General features: G+C 58.7%; 16 protein-coding genes and 2 pseudogenes. 8 read left to right on the forward strand and 10 right to left on the reverse strand.

Annotated elements, in window-relative coordinates; translation table 11 throughout:
* Positions 1-5: 5 nt before the first annotated feature.
* Positions 6-323: pseudogene (locus H7995_RS26285) on the reverse strand (ISL3 family transposase); the annotation flags it as partial.
* Between the two features lie 34 nt (positions 324-357).
* Positions 358-1,019, reverse strand: a pseudogene (gene tnpC / locus H7995_RS26290) (IS66 family transposase); the annotation flags it as partial.
* Between the two features lie 211 nt (positions 1,020-1,230).
* On the opposite strand from tnpC, the gene H7995_RS26295 reads away from it, so the two are divergent.
* The 6 genes from H7995_RS26295 (at position 1,231) to H7995_RS26320 (ending at position 9,286) form a co-directional block, all read left to right on the forward strand.
* On the forward strand, positions 1,231-2,058 hold the full coding sequence (locus tag H7995_RS26295; RefSeq protein WP_166590198.1) for a fibronectin type III domain-containing protein: 828 nt from the start codon (positions 1,231-1,233) through the stop codon (positions 2,056-2,058).
* A gap of 561 nt (positions 2,059-2,619) precedes the next feature.
* Positions 2,620-3,126 (forward strand): CS1 type fimbrial major subunit, encoded by a 507-nt coding sequence (locus H7995_RS26300; RefSeq protein ID WP_166590199.1) that lies wholly within the window; start codon positions 2,620-2,622, stop codon positions 3,124-3,126.
* A gap of 104 nt (positions 3,127-3,230) precedes the next feature.
* Positions 3,231-5,753 (forward strand): TcfC E-set like domain-containing protein, encoded by a 2,523-nt coding sequence (locus H7995_RS26305; protein WP_166590200.1) that lies wholly within the window; start codon positions 3,231-3,233, stop codon positions 5,751-5,753.
* 50 nt (positions 5,754-5,803) lie between these two features.
* Complete coding sequence (locus H7995_RS26310; protein WP_182341536.1) at positions 5,804-7,024, forward strand: hypothetical protein; 1,221 nt, start codon at positions 5,804-5,806, stop codon at positions 7,022-7,024.
* Positions 7,025-7,081: 57 nt separating this feature from the next.
* Entirely contained in the window at positions 7,082-7,822 is a 741-nt protein-coding gene (locus H7995_RS26315; RefSeq protein WP_166590202.1) for a molecular chaperone, read from the forward strand.
* A gap of 186 nt (positions 7,823-8,008) precedes the next feature.
* Positions 8,009-9,286, forward strand: a complete 1,278-nt coding sequence (locus H7995_RS26320; protein ID WP_166590203.1) for a hypothetical protein — start codon at positions 8,009-8,011, stop codon at positions 9,284-9,286.
* A gap of 92 nt (positions 9,287-9,378) precedes the next feature.
* On the opposite strand, the gene dsbG is transcribed toward H7995_RS26320, so the two are convergent.
* The 3 genes from dsbG to dsbD are packed head-to-tail and all read right to left on the reverse strand — an operon-like array spanning position 9,379 to position 12,727.
* Positions 9,379-10,146 carry a thiol:disulfide interchange protein DsbG gene (gene dsbG, locus H7995_RS26325; protein WP_166590204.1) on the reverse strand — a complete coding sequence of 256 codons (768 nt, stop codon included), beginning with the start codon at positions 10,144-10,146 and terminating at the stop codon, positions 9,379-9,381.
* Entirely contained in the window at positions 10,122-10,991 is an 870-nt protein-coding gene (locus H7995_RS26330) for a TlpA family protein disulfide reductase (RefSeq protein WP_166590205.1), read from the reverse strand. Before H7995_RS26330 ends, dsbG begins: the two co-directional genes overlap by 25 nt.
* On the reverse strand, positions 10,991-12,727 hold the full coding sequence (gene dsbD / locus H7995_RS26335; RefSeq protein ID WP_166590206.1) for a protein-disulfide reductase DsbD: 1,737 nt from the start codon (positions 12,725-12,727) through the stop codon (positions 10,991-10,993). Before dsbD ends, H7995_RS26330 begins: the two co-directional genes overlap by 1 nt.
* Positions 12,728-12,880: 153 nt before the next feature.
* Between dsbD and H7995_RS26340 the strand changes: the two genes are divergently transcribed.
* Both H7995_RS26340 and H7995_RS26345 read left to right on the forward strand, forming a co-directional pair.
* Positions 12,881-13,561, forward strand: coding sequence for a response regulator (locus H7995_RS26340; protein WP_095168216.1), 681 nt, complete (start codon positions 12,881-12,883; stop codon positions 13,559-13,561).
* Positions 13,561-14,880, forward strand: coding sequence for an ATP-binding protein (locus H7995_RS26345; RefSeq protein WP_166590207.1), 1,320 nt, complete (start codon positions 13,561-13,563; stop codon positions 14,878-14,880). Before H7995_RS26340 ends, H7995_RS26345 begins: the two co-directional genes overlap by 1 nt.
* A 92-nt stretch (positions 14,881-14,972) precedes the next feature.
* Here the strand turns inward: H7995_RS26345 and H7995_RS26350 are convergent, their stop codons facing one another.
* The 5 genes from H7995_RS26350 to H7995_RS26370 all read right to left on the reverse strand — a co-directional run bounded on the left by H7995_RS26350 (position 14,973) and on the right by H7995_RS26370 (position 19,483).
* Positions 14,973-15,800, reverse strand: a complete 828-nt coding sequence (locus H7995_RS26350) for a class I SAM-dependent methyltransferase (protein ID WP_185819166.1) — start codon at positions 15,798-15,800, stop codon at positions 14,973-14,975.
* A gap of 124 nt (positions 15,801-15,924) precedes the next feature.
* Positions 15,925-16,884: a metal ABC transporter solute-binding protein, Zn/Mn family gene (locus H7995_RS26355; RefSeq protein WP_425312256.1), complete on the reverse strand. Its 960-nt coding sequence runs from the start codon at positions 16,882-16,884 to the stop codon at positions 15,925-15,927.
* A gap of 12 nt (positions 16,885-16,896) precedes the next feature.
* Positions 16,897-17,796, reverse strand: coding sequence for a metal ABC transporter permease (locus H7995_RS26360; protein WP_166590210.1), 900 nt, complete (start codon positions 17,794-17,796; stop codon positions 16,897-16,899).
* A complete protein-coding gene (locus tag H7995_RS26365) occupies positions 17,796-18,548 on the reverse strand; it encodes a metal ABC transporter ATP-binding protein (RefSeq protein WP_166590211.1) in 753 nt (250 codons plus the stop codon). The genes H7995_RS26360 and H7995_RS26365 overlap by 1 nt, the downstream gene beginning before the upstream one ends.
* Positions 18,545-19,483 (reverse strand): metal ABC transporter substrate-binding protein, encoded by a 939-nt coding sequence (locus tag H7995_RS26370; protein WP_166590212.1) that lies wholly within the window; start codon positions 19,481-19,483, stop codon positions 18,545-18,547. Before H7995_RS26370 ends, H7995_RS26365 begins: the two co-directional genes overlap by 4 nt.
* Between the last annotated feature and the right edge of the window lie 18 nt (positions 19,484-19,501).

The raw sequence follows: 19,501 nt of genomic DNA on the forward strand, positions 1-19,501 counted from the left end.
TTGGTTCAGCACGGATAACCGGGAAAGACGCTCTTGATCCTCATGAAAAAGAACTCGCTATCCCGGTAACCGTACGCCATCCGCTTGATGACCTTTATTCGATTGTTTATTCCTTCCAACTGCCCCGTGTGCATCGGCCAGCGAACCCGGCTGACGATGCCCCGCCAGTAACCCTTTAGCCGTTTGGCAAACTGGATCAGAGCCGGTATTTCGCTTTGATGAGCATGGCGCAGCCATTGTTTCCAGGCCGTTCTCCAGGCCCAAGCAGTACTCGGTGTCCAGAGTGTTTTGAGTTCAGCCTTCATCAAATAGACCGTAAGCACTCCATAAACCCCACCAACCTTAATGGTGGAGCGCTCAGCTAGACGATGCGGGTGAGCAGTTCCACGGGAGCAGCGCTTCGTAATCTTCAATCGAGGTCGCCAGCGGTAGGCGCTCTAATGCGTGGCGCAGCCACGCATAGGGCTCTTGGCTGTTGGCTTTGGCAGTCTCGACCAGGCTATAAAGTTGAGCATTGGCCGTCGCGCCCCTGGGCGTGTCGCTAAACAGCCAGTTCTTTCTTCCGATCACCAATGGGCGGATCGCACGTTCGGCCGCGTTGTTGTCGATCGGCAAGTAGCCTTCCTCGAAGTACCATTCAAGTTTGCTCCAGTTGCTTGCCAGATATAACTGATGGCTTTGCCCAAGGCATTGTGCGCGGTGACCTGCGGCTGCGTCTTTTCAATCTAGCTTTTCAACTGAGCCAGCACCGGTAGGCTTTGTTCGTGACGGCCGTTTTTACGTTCAGCGTCACCGCAGGCCTTCAGGTCGCGTTCGATGCCGTAAAGCTTGTTGATCAGGTTCAGCGCGATATCCGCGCGCCCCGTTTTACCTTTGGGCTGCACTTTCTGTGCTTCAACGAATTTGTGACGCGCATGGGCCCAGCAGCCTAAACGCTCAACTCCAGCTTGGGCGCCCAGTGCGTTGTAAACGGCATAATCATCGGTCATGACGTAGCCACGATAGCCCTCGAGCAGGCGCGTATGGAGCGCTTACTGTTGTTCGGGAGTGTATGCGTGTTGGTGTGGTTGGGTTTGTAGTTTTGTATAGATAAGTAGGTTCTATCAAAATGCGGCTGCTAATGGTTTTTTTTAATACTATCAGATTTGATAGGTTATTTTTTAATGTTGATCTGATTAGATGTTGCTGCGGGCCACACAAAATCTATATGTAAATCAAGGTGTCTATATTATGGGTGATCTAAATAAAGTTTCTAGCACTGTCAAGGCTCAACCACCTTATCCAGTTGGCTTTCGTGATGTGACAAGAACGGCGGTCACCTTAACGTTTCCCTGGACTCATGGAGGGCTTTGGATATATTTCGAAGGTAAAACACACACGATTTCACTCCCCGCCACTGAGTATACATTTACTGGGTTGACGCCAGGTAGGACAAACATTTTTCAGTTCCAAGATAGAAATAGGCCTCCAACTTATAGTCTGACGACAGTAAGTGTAGAGACATTGAGAAATCGTCCGACCAAGCCTGGGAGTTTAGGGAAGTTTGAACATACCACCAATTCGGTCTTGTTGCATTGGGGGCCGCCGGGGGAGGTCGATGGTGGCGAGGTTTTATATAGGGTTCGGCGAGATGAAGTAGTATTGGAGGAAACGGAAGATACTGCTTATAGGGATTTAACTCCGGAGGAGGGGCGCACTTACCTGTATAGCGTTTGTACGATTGATGATCAGTACAACGAATCGGATCGGGTTACACTGACCCTCAGCTTCGATGACCTTACCCCGCCCACTGAAATATCAAACTTGAGAACCACTGATCTTAGCGTGCAAGTCCTCTGGGATCCGGCGTATGACTCTTCCGGACGTATTAAATACCATGTTTATCTGGATGGTGACCACAAGGGAACCACTGAAGAGACGGCATTTTCTATTACCGAGATGGAGTCAGGGAAGCGCTATCAGATCTGTGTAGAGGCTGAGGATGCTTCCGGTAATAAATCAGAAAAAGAATGTACAACCTACCCCCCCATCGGCATTCCTTTAAAGCACAGGCAGTAACCGTTTAACGCGGTTGGTTTTGCGCGATTGACCCCGTCCCGATGCACAAGCATCGGGACTTTTTGTGCTTGGGGTCTGTTGCGTTGCATGCCTTGTCAATCGGTGACAGTCGTACAGTCCTTCTTTCAACCCACTGTGTGTTTTCGGCTTAACTGACGCAACGAATGCCACGCCCCCCCTCGATCTGCCCGTACGCAGATGCTCCCTTCGCTACTGCCACCCATCTCTAGGTGAGCTTCGGTTTTCGAACCCTGATCCTCCTTGTACTTGATAACACCAATACCCTTATTTTGATCCTGTCAGCCAAATGCTCTCCCCTGTATTTGCAGCGAAAATACCTACAAGGAGTAAGCAGCAGGTGGAAGGTTCCCCTTCATGGTGAAGGATAAGTCCTACAAGATGATCGGATAGGTCTTGCATACCGGTCCTTCAGAAAGCACGAAGATGCGCCCCGTTTGAAATGCAATGCCAGCTCTCTTGGTTGGCATGAAAACCCGGTGCTGGACTTTCGTCGCTTGGCTGAAGCTTGCACTTTTACTTAGCTATTTAAAGGTGAATTTAATGTTCAAGAAAGTTGCAATGTCTACCTCTGCGCTGGCTTTGGCTTTGGCTTCTTCGGCGGCACTGGCTGTTCCTCAGCAGCATGATATTACTGTCATTGCTGATATTCCGGGCGCCGATTTTTATGTGCAGCCGGAAGACATGAGCACCATTCGCGACGAGCAGCGCCTGCTTTGGAATCAGGCGACGTCGCAGTTGGAAGGTATTACTCGCATGTTCAAGGTCAAGAGTTCCGTTGGTACTGGTACTGCCCCTGCTATTGAGGCGACTCTTATGGAGGCTGCGGAGATTGTGGATGTCAAAAATGCCAGTAAAAAAATTAACTTGAATGTAAGTTTTAACGGTGCGGCGCTGACTACTGTCGGTACCCCTGTAGAAGTTGTTGGCGAAGATGGTGCGACAACTGAAATTCGATCGCCGTTGGTAATCACCCCGGTTGCACCAGGCGGAGGCTACGCTGAAGGTAACTACCGCGGCTTCGTTAAAGTGATGTTCGACGCACCATAATGCTGAGTAAGTTATAACAGTCAGTTCGTTGTTTCTGTGGCCGGCGCTCTAAGCCGGCCGCATTCTTCCTTGCACATGCAAGCGCTAACTTGAGAAGTATTTCCATGTTTTCGAAGACTCCTATCGCAGGAGCGCTTGCGCTGATTATTTGCGCGGGTGCGCTTGCCAGTGAATCCAAACCTGCGGATAAATCCGTCAGTTTATTGCAACAGGCTGAAGGCTTGCCCGCGGAGTTTCATGAATTCTTTTTTGACGTGCCATTGGCGGTCCGCGTCGAAGTCGACCAACAGTTTTTGGGTGAGGCCATGATCCTGTTGACCCGAGATGAACGGGTCACGTTGATCAATTTTTCCGATACCCGCAACAGCGACCTGACTTCGGCCGAACGTGATGAGTGGTCTGCGTTCTTGACCCAGGGCGTGGCGCTGGGATCGTGCAAAAGTGCCTGCCCTCGGCAGTTGCAGTCTGTTCACTACAGTCTTGCAGACTCCATGGTGTCGTTGGTAACGGCCAATGCCGAGCGCGACCCGCAAACCCGACAGTTTCACGATCAACCGGAAGGCGGCAGCGTCGGGTTGATTGTCCGCAATCAATTGAACATCAGCGGTGGCCAGGAGCAGAACGCGGCCGGTCGTTATGGCCTGGAGGCAAGCGCGAGCCTGGGCAACTGGACAAACACGTTCAACGCCCAACTGTCGCGCATGTCCGGGGTAGACACTGGCATCAAGCACGCGGTTCACGAGTTGCATGCCCAGCGGGAACTGGAAGGCAGCTTCTTTCGTGCCGGGTACTTTACGCCCAGTGCCCAGGGTTTGACTCGGTCAGCGCGGACAATCGGCGCCGGCCCCGATACAGTGTTGGGCATGATGTACGGCAGTTCCGACAGCCTGGCAGTCGACGACCCTAAGCCGAGCCTCTATCCGATTTCGGTGACCGCCAATCGACAGGCAATGGTGGAGATTTATCGCAATGGCGTGCTGATCAACAGTCAGCAGGTGGCCAGCGGCCTTCAGACTCTGGACACGCGTCCGTTACCGGGCGGCATCTACGAAGTGGAAGTTCGCTTGATCGAAGACGGTCAAGTGATTTCCACCAACCAAGAGCTTATTTACAAGCCCACCAACTGGCGTAACCCGGAAAATCGCTGGCGTTACAACCTGTTTGCCGGTCGCGAAAGCAAGTTGCTCAGCAATTGGCAAGAACGCGATGACGGCGATCTGACGGCAGGTGCAGCCTTCAATTTTCTGCTGCACCCACGAGTGGTCCTGGGCGTGTCCGCCCGACAGGTCAAGGAGCAGATGCAGATGGGCACTTCCGCCGAGTTGACGGTGAGCGACAAGACCTCCGTCTTCAGCAGCTTGTCCCAGACCAAGGGCGAAGGCACGGGCGTGGAAGTGCAGGGCGTGCATCACTACAACGGTGGGAGTCTGGTATTGCGCCACCAGCGCAGTTGGCTGGACACACGCAACACTTATGAAACGCTGCCGGACGGAACGCACATCCGCCAACGCAATACGTACAACGGGCAAACCAGCAACACGTCTCTGTCGATGAGCCAACGCCTGAGCAGCAGGAGTTCGGTCAGTGCACAAGTCTCTCAAAGCCAGGGTTATTCCGAAGGTATGGGCATCGATTTGAGTTGGACCCGTAATGCACAGTTGTTTGGCAATGCTGCCGACTGGCGCGTGGCCGTGTTCGACCGGCCGGGTACCGTGGGTACTGCCGACCAGCGTAATCGCGGGATCGATATCAGTCTGCGCCTGGCACTGGGTTCAGACGGTCACCAGGTGTCCGGTAGCATCGGTCAGCGTACATCGCGTGACGGTGGGCGGGATGCCAATGCGTCCGTCACCTATCGTCGGGACCTCAAGGATCACGTATTGCAAAGCGTATCCGCCACCGCAAGCAGAGATGTATACGGGGCCGGCCTTGCGGGCACGGTCGACTTCAAGACTGACCAGGTCAACGGCTCTATGCATGCGCAGCGCTCTTCCTTCAACGGGGGCGTCACCGGTGGGTTGAATCTGGACAGTACTCTGGCGGTCAGTGGAACAAACGTAGTACTCAGCAGCCAGGCCACAACTCGCGAGGCGGGCATGATCGTTGATGTTGAGAGTGACGTGGATGATATCCAGTTACGCGCCGACGACTTCTCCGGCACCCACTCTACGCTGCGGGCAGGTCGCAATTTCATTCCGGTGTCGGCCTACAAGAACGGCACCGTGAACTTCGATTTCAACGGGACGGATGTACCCGCGGCGACTATCCAGCCGGCGCGTACCACCTATCACTTGAACAAGGGTGGTGTGGACTATCGTCAGGTACGCATTCTGAAGACTGTGACAGTCATGGGCCGCTTGGTGGATGCCAATGGGAAGCCGCTGAAAGGCCACCATGTGATCAACCATGCCAGTCGTGGCGTCAGCGAAGTCGATGGGTTCTTTTCCATGGAACTTAGTGAAAAGTCACCTACGCTTGAAGTGCGGCACGACAGTCAGTTGTTATGCCAGTTCAGGCTCGATCCCACCTCCCAGCGCCGAGAGAATGATGTGCTGATGGTAGGCGATCTAAAGTGTCATCCAGACACATTAGCCGAAGCTGCTTATAAGTCTGAGAAAGCCAGTTGAAGGGCACTTATACAACAGCGGTCTGAATATGGCGTACACAGGAAGGTCAAATGAACAAGTTAATGAATCGCCTTGTATTGGCGGGGATGCTTTGCGGGGTTTATCTGGGGTCTGCCCATGCCGCCACATTGAACGTAGAGGCAGAAATAAAGCCGGACCCGAGTAATCCGGCCAGTGCTGAAATTATTAATAACACCCCAGTTACCGGATTTTGTCTGGAATACCCGGGCCAATGCGCGAGCAATCGTATTCGAAGTAATACGTTTAATATTACTTTTCAGTCGTCTGGGGCTATTCCGCAGAATGGCAACCTGCCTTTTCATTTTCCAGCGACATGGCGCAGATTTAATGTCGCCCATGAAAGTATTCCTGGCGAAACCGCAGAGATCGAAATCCGAATTGCCGGTGCAGGAACCCGTTATCGCTTGAGTGACACTGCACAAGCGTTGACGGGGCGACCACCGGGTGCCGCGCCTCACGAATACCATGTCACTCTTTGGAGGCCTTCATGGGCTAATGCGATTGCCCCCTGTTTTTCAGTGATTTCTGATGGTGCTGATCCAAATGGAACGGACTACACAACTTTCTGGAAAATCTCTGAAGTGGCCAGCACCTGTGGTCCAAGAACCGCACGATTTGCAATTCCGTGGATGACTTTAGACAGGCTCGATGTAGATTATGAGTTACGCGCCGTTCGCCCGGAAAAACTGATCAGTGGAAACTATGTAGGGTCGTATACCTACACAATACCCAGCGACTTGAACATGGGTAATTTTAATGCCAGTGATTCTTCCATGACATTCAACCTGAACCTGGCAGTGAAACAAGACGTCAAGGTCGTGATGTCCTCCGACAGGGTTGTTCTGGCCCCCAGGGGCGGATGGATGGACTGGATCACTAACGGTCGCAAAGAGGAGAAGTTACTGGGAGACCTGCGTTTTTCCATATTGAGCAATGCACCGTTCAAGATGGAACTTACGTGTGAGCGTTTTTTGGGTGATACCTGTGCAATTAGCAATGGATCCCATCAGGTGCCGGTCGAGATGAGTGTCAGTCTGCCACCTCCGTGGGTCGATAATATGAATCAGCCAATATCGCGGCGTCCGCTGACAGTGGCCGGCACCGGTTTGCAATATCTAAAACTGATAGGCTCGCCAACTGGGCAACCCAGTCTTTTGCACTTCGAGGTGCAACCAGACTCAGTGAAGGATATGCAAGGCGACAGCAGTTATCGCGGAATCGTCTATGTCACCTTTGATTCAGACATTTAATGGCAGTAGCACGGCCTGAGGCTTAATCAGGCCAGTCTCCAGCACGAGGTTCATCACATGAAATTTTTTTGTACGTTGCTTTGCACATTGATGTTCAGCCTGAGCGCTCACGCAGGCCCGAGCCTGCAAATTGGTTCCTTTTATGACTTTATGAAAAGTAATCAAAGTAGTTATCTAAAACGTATTCATAACGGCGGCACATCAACAGCATTCGTGAAAATCGAGATCAAGGAGATTTTTTACGAGAAGAACGGTAAGTCCCGAGAGGAGCCCTTGAAGACCGTCGAAGGCAGTGCTCGCGATGGCCTGGTTGCCAGTCCGGCCCGATTGATCGTGCCCGCCAAGGGCACTCAAGGCACCCGTCTGTTGTATACCGGCGATCGTAGCAAGGAGCGATATTTCCGGGTCCGCTTTTTGCCGGTTGTACCTGAAAAAGAAGATAAATTCGCCGTCGCCGAAAGTGAGCGAGAGTCCTATGAAAAGAGCATGTCTGCCGGTTTCAACGTAATGGCCGGTTATGGCATGGTGTTTTTTGTTCGCCCGGCCACAACCCGTTTTGATACAGAAATAGACAACACTGCTGGTCGCTACCAGTTGAAAAATAATGGCAATAGCGTAGTTATCATCGACTCGTTCAAGGACTGCGCCGCCAGTAACGAAGAAGATTGCAAACCGACGAAAAAAGTACACTTGATTCCAGGCCATGACTTTGCGTTCGAGAAGCAAGCGGGTCGGGTCTATCGCTACAACTTGATTGAAGACGATAAGAAGATGCCGATGGACGTGAAGGGGCGATAAGCGTTCATGAACACCGATATGGAGCGCGAGTCTTCACAGACCGGTGGTCGGATACTTCAGATTTTTCCTCGGCACCTGTCAGTTCTGACAGTAGCGATTATCTCCTGCCGGGAGCTTAGCTAACCGCGACCCTGAGCCTTCCGGTTCAGGTCTGACGGTACTCATCACTAGGCAAGAGGGCTCATCATGACTCCACAAACACTTGCGGTTGCTGGCGTAAATACATTGCCGGCAGCGACCATAAAGCATGCACAGGACGACAACACTCTGTACCCCATTGGTGCCATTGAAGGCACTGTAGCGACCATCGCCTTTGAGGGAATGGAAGAAACCACGATCACATTGCATTGGGCAATCAAGGGTCAGGCTGAACCGACGTTTAGCCCGATTGAAAAAGAGGGCAGCGCCAGCGGTACTGTCGACATCGATGTTCCCTGGCAATGGGTGGGTGCCTGTATTGGGCACTCTGTGTTGATCTGGTACACCGCTACGGTGGGTGGTCAACTCAAGGAATCGGTTGTCCTGGAGTTGACCATAGAGCCCCTCAGGAATGAGGACTTGAAAAGCTCGTTGCCCAAGTTTGTTCACGCTGAAGTCATCGATTTCACCGTGCAACTGGATATGCACAGGTTCACTGGCGATGAAACCGTCACAATGAAGGCGTGGCCCTTTATCCAGGCGGGGCAGCGGCTGTTCGTCGGGGTAGGTGGGCAAGACTCAGAGCCGCCGATGCCAGTCATTTGGTTGGCTTATGATCACGTTGTAACCGTAGCTGAGGCCAAAATCGATCATGTTTTTGAGTTCAAACTACCCCGGGGCTGGCTGACAAGGCGTCTTGACAGGTCACGGCTAAGCGCTGAGAGCGCGGTTATTTTCAGTGGTTGCGTTCCAGTACCGCCCGTTCCCATCCCCGATCCTGTATCCGCAGTTCCGCTCCCGGAAAACGCCCACCTGTTTCGTCCAGCTACGTCTGCAATGCTACGGGTGGAGGCGCAGCTAAGCGAGTTTGATGATTTTGAGACTTATCCCCGCAAAGAGTTTGGAGGCCCTGGCACGGTTATCGATACAAATCTATTGATGTTTGAAACGGTCGCGGGCTCAGATTCATACATTGGACTTCATCAAGTTAGAGGCGCAGGCGAGCATCAGGAAGGCATGGTGGAAGGCCGCGCGCTCACGGTGCATTGTGGTGGGGGTGGATCTCAGTTGGCATCCATGCATTTCAAGTACGGATGCACAAGGGTCAGGTTCGGTTTTTCAGGTACTGGCGCAGCCGCCGCTAGCTTTTCTTTCTTTGATGCACACGGAACGTTGCTGGAGACTCAGGAGATAACCCCTCCTGCCTGGGTAGAGTCAAGAATACCCGAGGGCGATACCATCGCTCGCATTGATATACGAACTTCCAGTCACGGATCTATTGATTCGCTGACTACATGGCGCATCAGGGAGCCCAGCCCGGTCTAGTCCAATTGAAGCGATCATCACTGAGTGAATCTGTATTGACGTAACAGGTGCACTCAGCGATGTCGCGACTTGCGCCACGGGTCACGTGGGGGTTACTTCGGCCCGAGTATCGCGGCCAGTTTTTCCGGCGACGGTGCGCCTTGTTGCTGTTGCAGTTCGCCCTTGGCGTCCAGGTAGAAAATCGCCGGGGTGGCGGACAGTTCGAGTTCGTCCATCAACTTCAAGTTGGCGTCGAGCTTGGCCTGGACGTCTGCCGGGATGGTTTTCAGTGCCTTGAGGGTGCTTTGTTTGCCGGCCTTTTCGTGGGCGTCCAAGGCCTTGCCTGGGTCTTTGCTGGCCAGCAGGGCGGCGGATTTGCCTGGGCTGTCTTCGCGGATGATACCGACCATGATGTGTCGCAACTGCACCTTGCCGGACTTCACCCAAGGCCGTGCCTGCTCCCAGAACAGCGTGCAGTACGGGCAGTTGGGGTCACTGAACAGGTAGACCACGCGCGGTGCATCTTTGTTGCCGTCCTGAATCCAGTGGCTGGTTTCGAACTTGGCCCAGACTTCCTTGGCCATCGGTGCGTACACCAGTTTTTGCAGCGGCTCGGCGCTCAGGTCCTTGCCGTCCGCGTCATACAAGTTGCCCAGCAACACGTGTTTGCCATCGGGTGTCAGGTACAGGGCCATGCCGCGGTTCTGGTACTGCGCGGCATACCCGCGCAGGCCGTCGGGGGCATCGAAGGTACCGATGATTTTTGCACCCTTGGCTTCGATCTGTTTGATCGCGGCGGGCAGTTCTTCGGCCTGCACCAACGGCAGGTGCAACAGGGCAGTGCCCAGGGTCAGCGTCAGCAGGTGGCGGAGGCGGGGCATGGCAGTTTCCTTACAGAAGTGGCGGGTGCTGCGGCAGGGGTGACGGGCTCGAAGGCCTCCAGGGCGTGGGCCAGGCTGGCGTTCGACAGTTCGCCCAGATGGCTACTCAGCAGGCGTCCGTCCGGGCTATAGAACAGCGTGGTCGGCAGGGCCATGGAGCCCACGGCCTGGCCCAGGCGGCCGCCGCGGTCGAACAGCATGTTGCTCAGGCTCAGGCCCTGGGTCTCGAGAAAGGTGGCGACGCTCTGCATGCTTTCGCCCTGATTGACGAACAGGAAGGTCAGGTCCGGGCGTTGCTGCTGGGCGTGTTCCAGCACCGGCATTTCCCGGCGACAGGGTGGGCACCAGGTGGCCCACAGGTTGATTACCAGCGGACCGCCCTGGTAGTCGGTCAGTTGCAGGGTTTCCCCGGCGGCGTTGCGCAGGGTGATGTCCGGCAGGCGTGTGCCTTGTTCGTAGATGCTCAGCGACAGGCTTGCCAGCAGCCAGAACGCCAGGCCGCTGGCGACGCCAAAACCCATCGGGCGCCGAAGCCCGGGCCGCCGCCAGCCGCGATACACGGCGGCCAGCAACAGCACGATCACCCCCGGCCAGGCGAGGAAACCGCCGTCGCGCAGGTCGATGATCTGCCAGGGATCGTTGCGGTAGTGGGGCCAGTACCACGCGACAAAAGCCAGCCGCGCCGCCAGTGTGCCGAGCATGAACAGGCCGAACAGCACCGATTCGGGGTTGTCGCCGCCCCGCTTGGCCACCCGCCAGCCGACAAAGGTCGCCAGTGCCAGGGCACTGATCAGCAGCAGGTGGTTGAGGGCGATGGCAAAGGTGCCGAGGGTGAAGGTCAACATCAGCGTGCGTCCCGGGTGATGTTCCAGCGCTGCAGGAAACCGGCGGCATCCACCTCACCGGTAATACGCTGGCTGCGACGCTCTTCGCCATCGGCACCAACCCACAACAGGCTCGGTGGCCCCGGTACTTTGTAGCGAGCGAGCAGTTCGCGGCTGGCGGCGTTGTCGGCGGTCACGTCCAGGCGCAGCAGGCGCACCTCCTTGAGGGCCTCCATGACCTGGGGTTTGCCGAACACCTGTTTCTCCATGATCTTGCAGGACACGCACCAGTCGGCATAGTAGTCCAGCAGCACCCATTGACCCTGGGCGCGGGCATCATCGAGTTGGCGTTGCAGTTCGGCGGGTTCCTTGATGGTGATGAAGGCATCGTGGGCGGTCGGTGCAGCGATCGCGCTGGAGGTTGGCGCGCGATACACCTGCAACGGATTGAACACGTCATCGCTACCACCGGCGGCACCGATCAACAGCAGGCTACCCCACAACCCCGATAACAGGGCCATGCCACCGAACAGGTGGGTGGCGCGACCAAAACCTTCGGTCTGGCGCCAGGCGCTGTAGGCGATGACCAGCAACAGCGCACCCCACAGCCCGACCCACAGGACCGGGTCCAGCACCGGGCGCACCATTACCAGCGCGGTGCCCAGGAACAGGAAGCCGAAAACGCCCTTGAGCAGGTTCATCCAGGCGCCGGGCTTGGGCAGGAATCGATTGCCGACGGTCACCAGCAGCAACAACGGCAAACCGATGCCCAGGCCCATGCTGAACAGGATCAGCCCGCCGTGCAGGGCATTGCCGCTCTGGGCGATGTACAGCAGGGCGCCGGCCAGTGGTGCGGTCATGCACGGCCCTACCAGCAAGCCGGACAGAGCCCCGAGAATGCCCGCTCCGACCAGGCTGCCGCCCCCCTGTCTGCGGCTGGCGTACTCCAGGCGGTCACGCACGGCGGTCGGCAGTTGCAGCTCGAAGAAGCCGAACATCGGCAACGACAGCAGGACGAAGATCACGGCAAAACTGCCGAGCAGCCAGGCGTTCTGCAACAGGGCCTGCAAATTGGCCCCCAGCAGCGCGGCCAGTACTCCCAGCGCGGCATACACCAGCGCCATGCTCACCACATAGCTGCCGGCCAGGGCAAAGCCGCGCTTGGCGCTGGCACCGCTGCCGACCACCAGGCCGGCGAGAATCGGCAGCATCGGCAACGAGCAAGGGGCGAAGGCCAGGAGCAGGCCGAGGCCGAAGAACACCAGCAGGCTCCAGCCCAGGGCGTGTTGTTGCAGGCCACTGGCCAGGGCCTGGTCCGGCGCTTCAGAGGTGTTGGCTTGCGCCGCGCCACCACCCAGGTCGACCACCTGGGTCTGTGGCGGGTAACACAGGCCGGCATCGGCGCAGCCCTGGAAGCCGACCTTGATCTGGCCGCTGGTGCCGGCCGGGATCTTCAGCTCCAGACCCTGGCGGTAGACCTGCTGGTCGCCAAAAAACTCGTCACTGTGGGCCTCGCCCTCGGGCAATGCCGGCTTGTGGGCATCGGCCAGGCCGTTGAAGCTCATGCGCTTCTGGTACAGGTAGTAACCGTCGGCAATCTGCCAGAACAGTTGGGTTTCGCCCGACTCAAGGCGCTCGGAGGTAAAAACGAAGGCTTTGCCGACGGGCAGGAAATCGGGTTTGGTCTCGAACGGGTTCGATGCAGCCTGGGCCAGGCTGGCAAAGAAAACCAGGAACAGTAAAAACAGACGACGCATGGGCAAGCCTTATACCGGTGCAATTTGGATGCACCATGAGGGGTGACGATTAACCGATGATTAACCGCGTTATCCTTGTGGCCACGGCAGGCGGTGCATAATGTCCGCTTAATCCGTCGCCTTCTTAATCAACATTTTTCTACAGGTCTCACCATGCACGTACTTGTCTGTGAAGATGATGAGCTGATTGCCAGCGGCATTGTAGCCGGCCTCACCGCTCAGGGCCTGACCGTCGAGCACGTGGCCACGGCATCCGCGGCACGGGCCATGCTCAAGGTCGCCGAGTTCGATGTGATGGTGCTCGACCTCGGGCTGCCGGACGAAGACGGCCTGAAACTGCTGCAGCAGTTGCGCCACCAGGGCCTGGAGATTCCGGTGCTGATCCTGACTGCCCGGGATTCGGTCACCGACCGCGTCGACGGCCTGCAAGCCGGTGCCGATGACTACCTGCTCAAACCCTTCGACCTGCGGGAACTGGCCGCGCGCCTGCACACTCTGCTGCGCCGGGTCGCGGGGCGCAGCGTCAACCTGATCGAGCACGGTGCCCTGAGCTACGACCCCAGCAGCCGGGAAACCCTGTTGGCCGGCCAGCCGGTGGACCTCTCGCGTCGTGAGCAAGCCCTGTTGCAAGCCCTGTTGCACAACCGCGGCCGGGTGCTGTCGACCGAGCAACTGAAGGACAGCGTGTACGGTTTTAACGACGAGTTGGAGAGCAACGCGTTGAACGTCCATATCCACCATCTGCGCAGCAAACTCGGTAAAGGTATCGTCGAAACCGTGCGCGGCCTGGGCTATCGCCTGGGGCCGGCGGATGGGGCAGGGCCAAGCAAGTGATGAGTCTGCGCCTGCGCCTGAGCCTGACCCTTGGCGCCGCATTTGCGCTGATCTGGGCCCTGGCTGCCGCCTGGATGCTCAGTGACCTGCGCAACCAGATGATGTTTTCCCTCGACCAGCGCCTGGTGGCCTCGGCGCGCATGGTGGCCGGGCTGCTGGAGCAATTGCCTAACGTGCCGAGCAAGGGCGAGGGCACCCATTTCAGTGCCGAACAACTGAACGTGCCCGGGGGGATGGCCTGTCAGGTCAGTTCGTTGCGCGGCGAGATTCTGGCCCGCAGCCACAATCATCCCGAACAAGCGCTGGAAGCCGAGAAGATGGGCTTCCACGACCAGATAATCGATGGTGCTCCCTGGCGCAGCTTTACCCTGGCCCGGGGCGATGTGCGGATCACCACGGCGGATCGACAGATCGAGCGAGAGGCCCTGAACATGTCGATTCTGCTGGCGGCCTCGGTGCCGGTGGCGGTGGCGCTCCTGGGCTGTCTGTGCCTGTTGTGGCTGGGGATCGGCCAGGGGCTGGCACCGCTCAACCGTCTGCGCGAAGCCTTGATGCGGCGCAATGCCGACTCGTTGGAGCCCTTGCAATTGCAGGCATTTCCCAGTGAGTTGAAGCCGTTGCTGGAAACCCAGAACCAGCTGTTCCAGCGCATCGGCAAGGCCATCGAACGGGAACGACGCCTGACCGGCGATGCCGCCCATGAGTTGCGCAGCCCGCTGACGGCGATCAAGACCCATCTGCAGGTGGCGCGCATGACCGAAGGGGCGGCCCGCGACCAATCCCTGGCCCGTGCGGAGGAGGGCGCCGATCGCCTGCATCGGACCCTTGAGCAGTTGTTACTGTTGGCGCGGGTCGAGGGCAGCCTGTCGTTCGACGACGGCGTGCAGTGCAATGCCGAGCAGGTGGCCCGCCTGGCCATCCAGGATGCATCCAGCGGTGATCGCCGGCGTATCCAGCTGCACGTGCCGCCCGGTTGCTCCCAGGCACCGCTGCAGATGCCATCGGTGTTGGCGATTGCCGCCTTGCGCAACCTGCTGGACAACGCGCTGCGGCACACGCCCGATGAGGGGCCTGTGGAATTGAGCCTGGAAACCACCGCGAATCGGGTGCGCTTCCAGGTCCGCGACCATGGTCCGGGAATTGCCGACGACGACCTGCAGCACCTGACCCAGCGCTTCTGGCGCAATGGCGGGAGCACCGGTTGTGGCCTGGGGTTGGCGATTGTCCAGGCCATCGTCCAGCGCTGCGACTGTGTCCTGCATTTCGACAGTCGTCCCGATGGCTTGCGGGTCGAGCTGACCATGCCGCTCCAGGCCTGAGCCCTGGTTCGAAGACCCGCGCCCGCCACTGATTAAGCTGACAAAAAAGCCCGTTGAATCCTCGCTTCAACGGGCTTTTTAACGCTGGTAGATCAGGCCCCGTGCTTGACGGCCTGCAAGGTGTAACTCAGCGGCAGGCGCCACGGTGCCTGCTTGAGGTGGTACTCACCCCGTTCATCGCAGGTCATCTGCCCCGGCAGTGCGTCCCAGGGAATGCTCTGATGTTCGACCAATCCGGTAATGGCCAGTCCGTGGTTCAGCAGTGCGCTGATGATCTCCCCCAGACCGTGGTTCCACTCATGGGTCAGCGTGGCCTTGAGTGGAATATCGGTATCGACGTAGGTGCTGTCGTCATCCCACACCAGTGGCGTCTCGCGCTCGAAGTAAGGCTGTTCGATGGACAGCAGGTCCGCGCGGCTTTCATTCAGCGACCAGAGCATCGGATGCCCCTCGCGAATGAATAGGCGGCCACCGGGCTTGAGCAAATCACTGACGGTGCGCGCCCAGGCGTCGATGCTTGGCAGCCAGCACAAGGCACCGATGCCGGTATAGACCAGATCGAAGGCGGCTGCGGGCAATACGCCGGTGGCGTTGTAGACATCCGCTTCGACGTAGTCGATCTGCGTGTTGCAGCGCTGGGCCAGGGAGCGCGCCTGGACCAGGGCCGCGGGGGAAAAATCCAGCCCGCTCATCTGCGCGCCCAGTCGGGCCAGCGACAGGGTATCGGTGCCGATGTGGCACTGCAGGTGCACCCCGCGCAGCCCGCGGATGTTTCCCAGCAACGGCAGATCGAAACGCACCACCGGCGACAGATGATCGGCGGCGTCGATGAAGGCCTGGGTCGCGTAGTCCCTGGAAGCCGCATGGAGCGGGGCGCGCTCGTCCCAGTTGGCCTTGTTCAGCGAAATATAGTCACTCATGGTGAAGACCCCATCCTGGTCGGTCCTGGTTATGTGCAGGGCAGACTAGCATCGGCTTGAGTTGGGTTTCTTGAGGGTTTTTGTAAGCGCGGGCCGTAGAGCCCGCGTATTCAGGAGGGGGACTTCAGGACTTCTGGAGCAGGACGTTGAGCACTTGCTCGATGTTGCCGGACAGCTCGGCCACCGGGTCTACCCCTTCGGTACTCAGGACCAGCAACTGGCTGCCGGCGGCGGTAATGGCGGCCTGCAGTGCGGCCGACGGCTGGCGATGATGCAGCACCAGTGCCACGTCATTGTCCTTGAGGGTGGTGCTCAGCTGTTGCAGGGCGTCGGCCGTCCACTCGTTGTCGGCACGGGCATCGACGCCCACCGGTTCGAGATTGAGACCGCTGATCAGGTAGGCGAAGTGATCGCTGAGGCTGAATACGCTGAGGTTGTCGGCCTCGGCCAGTCTCGCCTCGCTGTCGGCGCTGAGCTTGAGCAGGCGTTGCTTGAGCGTGGCCAGGTTGGCCTCGATCTTCGGTTTGGCCTCGGGCGCCAGGCGCACCAGGTCGGCGGCGATTACGTCAGCCATTCGCCCCATGTTGTTGGTGGCCATCCACGGCTGGCTGTTCAGCCCATCGTGGGTACCCGGTTGCAGCGCCACGCCAGGCAGCGCGCCGTCGACCGGGCGCGCCGCGTCGATTTCAACGATGCGGATATTGCTGCGCCGGGCGTTGGGGTACAGCGGGTCATCCGGCCAGATCGAGCGCAGGCCGATCACGGCATCGGCGTCCAGGGACAGTGTGTGCAGCGCGGGTGCGCCGCGGCCAGTGAAGTAGGCGGCCTGGCGCGAGCCTGGAAGGTTGGCCGGCGCCGCCCGTTGCAGGGTGATCTCGCTGCCTTCGACCAGGCTGTTGGCCAGTCCATAGGTGATGGGTAACGAGGCCAGCACCCGCACTTTGTGGGCCGAGGTGGCCGTATGCAGCGCAGTGTTGCCGATGCCGTTACTGGCCACCACGCGCATCGGTTCGAAGCGGTCGGCGGCGAAGATGTTGCCGGTGGCCAGGCCGCACAGGGCGAGGGCCAAAGTCAGCTGACGCATGGAGAAAGCCATTTATCCAATATTCCCTTTGAGGCTGGGCACCACACCGCGCGCGATGGCGGCGAGGGCGAAGGCGATACCGGCCACCAGAATGATTGCCGCGCCGGACGGAATCGGCAGGTCGAAGACAATCGGCGCGAGAATCCCGCACAGGGTGCTGACGGTGGCGATCAGCACCGAGCACCAGAAGAAGCCTTTGAGCGACTGGCTCAACAAGCGCGCCGCCGCGGCCGGAATCACCAGCAGGGCGCCCACCAGAATCGCGCCGATGACTTTTACGGCCGCCACGGTGATCAGCGTCACCAGGATCACGAACAGGTAGTCGAGGGTCTTCACCGCCACCCCGCGCACGGCCGCCAGTTGTGGGTTGAAGCTGGCCAGCATGATGCGGTTGTACAGTGGCAGGCTCAGGCCCATCACCAGCGTGCCGACGATGGCCAGCACCAGCAGGTCGTTACCGTTGACCGTCAGCACCGAGCCGAACAGCACGTTCTCCAGAATGTGCACGTTGATCTTGCCGGCCAGAATCAGGAGCAGGCTGGCGCCCATGGCCAGCGACACCGAGAGAAACACCCCGATCAGGGTGTCCGGTGCCAGGCCGGTACGGTTACGCAGGTAGTTGAGCAGAATGCCGAACAACAGGCAGTAGCCGAACAGGCTGCCATAGGGGCCGGTGTAGGGTTCGCCGAGCAGGATGCCAATGGCCACGCCGGTCAGCGCCGCATGGCCGACGGCTTCGGAGAAAAACGCAAAGCGCTTGACCACCACCAGGGTGCCCAGGCCTCCCAGCACCGGGCCGATCAACAGTCCGGCAAGCAGGGCGTTGACCACAAACCCATAGGCGAGCGCTTCGGGCAGATAGCCGGAAGACGCCCAGCCCTGGATCATCAAACGAAAGGCTTCGTAACTCATCACGCAGCGCTCCCGCTCGTCCGTGGATGGGTGGAAAACAGGCTCAGCAAACGCTCCGGGGTCAGGGCCTGCTTGGGTGTGGCGTCGAACAGCACCCGGCGATTGAGGCCGGTGACGCGGTCGGCCAGGCGGCCGACGGCTTCCAGGTCGTGCTCGATCCACAGCACGCTGATTCCGGATTGACGCCAGTCCCCGAGCAAACGTTCGAACACCTGGATGCCGGCTTCATCGAGGGCCGACATCGGCTCGTCGAGCACCAGCAACTGGGGTGCGGGAATCAAGCCCTGCGCCAGCAGAACGCGCTGGCGTTCACCGCCGGACAGCGCCCCCATGCGGCGCTTGCGCTTGTCCTGCATGCCGACCCGTTCCAGGGCTTCGCCGATGGCCACGCTGTAGTGCCGGCTGATGCCGAGAAACGCCGGACGCCGCTGGCACATCGCGGCCATGAAATCGTCAACCGTCATCGGCAGGCCGCGGTCGAACTCCAGGGCTTGTGGCACATAGCCGATGGTCCCGGGCTCGCCCGGCCATTGCAGACTCAAGCGGCCCTGGTGAGGCATTTGCCCGAGCAGGGTCTTGATCAGTGAACTCTTGCCGCCGCCGTTGGGGCCCACCAACGCATGCACGTTGCCGGGCTGCACTCGGAAGCTGACCTGGTCGAGGATGGTCGTGCGGCCAAGGGTCAGGCTGACGTCGGCGAACTCGATGGCGGGGCCGGCCAGTGGCGTGGTGAGGGTTTGCTGGATGGTCATGCGCCGGCCTCCTGGATCGCCCGGACCACGGTGTCGAGGTTGCCGGTCATTTCCTTTTCATATTTCTCGGCGCTGTATTCACCGTAGGAAATGTGTGACAGCGGGTAGAGTTTTACCCCCGACTCACGTTGGATGGTGTCGACGTAGGCGGAGGGGAAATCCATCTCCGAGAAGATCACCTTGACGTCCAGTTCGCGCAGTTGGTCGATGGTCTTTTTCAGTTGGCTCGGGCTCGGCTCAATCCCGTGGGCCGGCTCGACCACGGCGGTCACTTCCAGGCCGAATTCGCGCAACAGGTAGTCGTAGGCCGCGTGGACCGTGGCCACCCGCAGGTCGGCATTGGGCGCCTTGGTCAGTTTGGCCAGGGCGTCGGCACGCATCTGCCGCAGTCGTTTGCCGTAGGCGCGGGCGTTCTGGGTGTACGTCTTGGCGTTGGCGGGGTCAAGCTTGCCCAGTTCCCGGGCAATGTTGTTGACTTGGGCGATGGAGGCGCTGATGGACAGGAAGGTGTGCGGGTTCACCACCTTGCCTGCGCCCCGCGCGGCGATCCCGGTGGCCGCCAGCAGCGGCACATTTTCGTTGGCCTCGATCACCTTGACGTTGGGGGTTTCGCTGGCGGCGATCATGCGGTCGGCGAAGTCGTCGTGGCCGACACCGTTGAGCACGATCACGTCCAGGCCGGCGATGCGCTTGATGTCTTCGGCGCGTGGCTCATAGGCATGGGGATTGAACCCGGCCGGAATCAACGGCACCACTTCGGCCTTGTCGCCGACGATATTGGCCACGTAGCTGTAGTACGGATGCAAGGTGATGCCGATGCGCAGGCGCTTGGCCTCTTCGGCGCTGGCCAGGGGCATGACCACCAGGGCCAGCAGGCCTGCCAGCAGCAGGCGTGCGCGGTGCAGAAAACGATGGGGCGCAGATGAACTAGGCATGAGCAAGCGGTCTTCTCT

The organism is Pseudomonas kielensis (assembly GCF_014236655.1).
Taxonomy (GTDB): domain Bacteria; phylum Pseudomonadota; class Gammaproteobacteria; order Pseudomonadales; family Pseudomonadaceae; genus Aquipseudomonas; species Aquipseudomonas kielensis.